The sequence below is a fragment of the Vallitalea maricola genome (assembly GCF_036985595.1).
In the GTDB taxonomy this organism is placed as follows: Bacteria; Bacillota; Clostridia; order Lachnospirales; family Vallitaleaceae; genus Vallitalea; species Vallitalea maricola.
The window spans coordinates 1-282 of the sequence record NZ_BTPU01000182.1; the positions used below are offsets into that span (position 1 = coordinate 1).

1 protein-coding gene is annotated in these 282 nt (G+C 26.6%); it reads right to left on the reverse strand.

Annotated elements, in window-relative coordinates; translation table 11 throughout:
* Positions 1-282: RNA pseudouridine synthase (locus tag AACQ14_RS23805; RefSeq protein ID WP_339366026.1), on the reverse strand; the 282-nt coding region annotated here is incomplete at both ends.

A 282-nucleotide genomic window follows, 5' to 3' on the forward strand; every position in this document is an offset into this window, starting at 1 on the left:
CATATCTATCTTTAAAGATATCATTTATCTTTTTATCACCATACTTATAATCACCAATAAGAGGATGTCCTATACTAGATAAGTGAGCTCTTATTTGATGTGATTTACCCGTAACTATTTTTACATCAAGCAACGTATATTCTTTACCAATTTTAAGAGGTTTATATATTGTCTTAATATAACTTCCCATATCTTCATTATCTGAAATAGATACCTTATTATTAATACTATCTTTAGTTAGATAACCTTCTATAGTATTGTCTACAACCAATACTATAGAAG